Annotated in this window: 2 protein-coding genes; both read right to left on the minus strand. The window is 58.6% G+C overall.

What is annotated here, in order from left to right; genetic code table 11:
* Nucleotides 1-212: 212 nt before the first annotated feature.
* Complete coding sequence (locus tag V8683_RS31210) at nt 213-590, minus strand: TraR/DksA family transcriptional regulator (RefSeq protein ID WP_411189772.1); 378 nt, start codon at nt 588-590, stop codon at nt 213-215.
* 42 nt (nt 591-632) lie between these two features.
* Complete coding sequence (locus V8683_RS31215) at nt 633-1,373, minus strand: helix-turn-helix domain-containing protein (protein ID WP_411189773.1); 741 nt, start codon at nt 1,371-1,373, stop codon at nt 633-635.
* Nucleotides 1,374-2,612 lie beyond the last annotated feature (1,239 nt).

A 2,612-nucleotide genomic window follows, 5' to 3' on the forward strand; every position in this document is an offset into this window, starting at 1 on the left:
CCGCCTTCTCCTGCCTCCTCCCTACGCCGCATACACCACTTCCGACGATAACTCATGTCCGGACGTCGGCCTGTGCAGCACCAATGGCACAAATTCGGGAATTCCGGCGTCTACGAGGAAATCGCCACTCGTGACGCAATTTCTGGCGTCACCATCGCACGTCAATCCTCCTGGTCGTGCCGCCCGGCATTGTGCAATTTAAGGGGGGCCCACTATGGCAGCCGTTCGCCCCTGGTTCGTTCACGCAATAACTGGCAATCCTCGCAATGCTCTGCGGTCGGACAGGCGACAAGAGACGAAAATCCGATGTCACGATGGCAGTCAACGCACACGCCATAGCTATGTGAATCGAGGTGCAGGCGTGCCTGAGCAACCGCAGCGAATTCAGACATCAGGTGACGTGTTGTCGCCAGATGCTCATCCAGGACCTGCCGCGCGCGACCTTCTTCCGCTCCAACCGGCGTGGCAAGTTCGGATGACTTAATGCTGTGCTCCATGGATTCGCGCGCAAGGGCCGCTCGAACTTCCGCTTCCTCCCTAGACAGCAAATCACGAAGCCGGCTTTCCTGTTGACGCGTAATCGGCTTCATTGCTGCTCCCCATGAGGATTCCGTATGCGAAGGCTCGTCAGGCTAGATGCAACCGAGGCCGGCGAGATCGAGAATGTGAATCTGCTTGCCGTCCGTGTCTACCAGGCGCTTTCGTCGGAACTCTGAAAACATGCGGCTGACCGTTTCAAGCTTTATCCCGAGATAACAACCGATCTCTTCGCGTGACATTCGCAAATTGAACTCCACCGGCGAGTAACCCCGCGCCTTGAAGCGTATCGAAATGTTGAGCAAGAAGGCCGCAAGACGTTGTTCAGCCGTCATCGTGCCAAGCAGCATCATGAGGGCCGACTCACGAGCAATCTCGCTACTCATCATCCGATGTACATGCTCCTGGATCGCCTTTACATCGCGGCACAGCAGTTCGAGCTGAAGGAATGGAACAATGCGGACACTGCTGTCTTCGAGTGCGACAGCCTCACAATTGTGATGCATCGTAGAGATACCTTCGAACCCCAGTGCGTCGTCGAAGAAATAAAATCCTGTTACCTGCAACGGGCCATCGCGATGCCGGACAACAGTCTTGAACGATCCCGCGCGTATGAAATATATGCTCCGGAACGAATCGTTCTCACGGTATAACGTGGTGCCGTCTTTGACCAGCCGCGTCGAAGACGTGATTGAATTGAGCCGGTCAAGATCGGTGGCCGTCAGGCCACGCGGAACAATCATCGACCGCATCGGATGATCGGGAGCGAATGAAACGGTGTTCGACGCCGGAGGCACACGAGGCCCAACAAGCCACGGATACGTAATTTCAAGCACGACATTCTCCCGCTGGTTCGGTGGCACTTGCGAGGCAGGTCACCGGCTATGCCTTGAAGAGCAGTCAATGTCAGATTGAGCGCTGTTCCTGGCGACTCGGAACGAAGGGCTGCTTTAATCTTCGCCGTGGATCGCGTGTTTCGTTGTCCCGGCGTCAGTCGAAAACCTCGCGCGGCATTGCTCGCTCGGGAACACTCAGCCTCTGTTCGAGAGCACGCCACAGGACGTTCCGTGTGATGTGACAGTAAAAACCGACGGCGTGCACGAAGGATGCGCCGCCCACGCAGATCGTGTCCAGTGCTTTTGGGAAGTAAGGGATGTTGCGCGGGTTATGACGTAAGCCGGGACAAAACTACTGTCTTTCCCGCTGTGTGAGTAGATGCCACTCGCGCCGCCGATGCTTTGCATCCAAAACCACCCCGGCCTTCAGACTGATCGACTGCCGACAACTCGGCGGAGCCCTATTGCCCCGGAAATGATCGTGCCCGTCGAGCACTGGTGAATGTCGCTTTCGGGCGTGGCCCGCCGGCCGGGACGTCTCGCCGAGCCGGCAATGACATGCGTCAATTGAACGACAAGGTGCAGAAGTAGGCTGGCAGTGCCGCTCGAGTGCTGACGGATGCCAATGCGCGCGGAAGCATAGAAGAAGACGGGCGCCGCGCGAACGCCAGCCCGCACGTCGGCACGGCCCACTAACACACCGAGGCAAACTTCTGGCATTTATTTTATTGGCCGCAATCTTTCTTTCATCCACCGGATTCCTCGTCAGCGCTTCGCTAGCGCCGGCGACGGTGCCGGCGATTGTCCCCGCCCATGCTGCCAGAGAAGGGGAAGGCGGGGCGACGGCCCCGCAGCCGCGCCCCGAGTTGCCCGCGATCAGCGCTACGCTCTCTCAGCCAGGATCCTGAGCGGCCCCGCCAACACCGCGGCGAACGAACCCATAAATGGCATGGGTGTAGCCGCCGCACCGCTTCGATGCAGTGACGCCCTATGTGCAATAGCAATCGCAGCGAACGGCAGTTGTCCGATTAAAGACGGCCGTTACGGTCATCCATCTCTGAACGGCAGTTCAGGGTCGCCCCGCGACAGTCGACATGGGTCCGCATTGCGCTCAGCGGACCGATAGCTGGGGGAGGACAGCGGGGAAGTCGCCCTCCAGCTGACGGATGCTCAGTCCGACCGTCTAAGGCAAAGCTGATCAAGTCCACCGCAGAACTGCTCCGAGCGTTATAGATCGGG

This window comes from Paraburkholderia sp. AV2 (assembly GCF_054968425.1).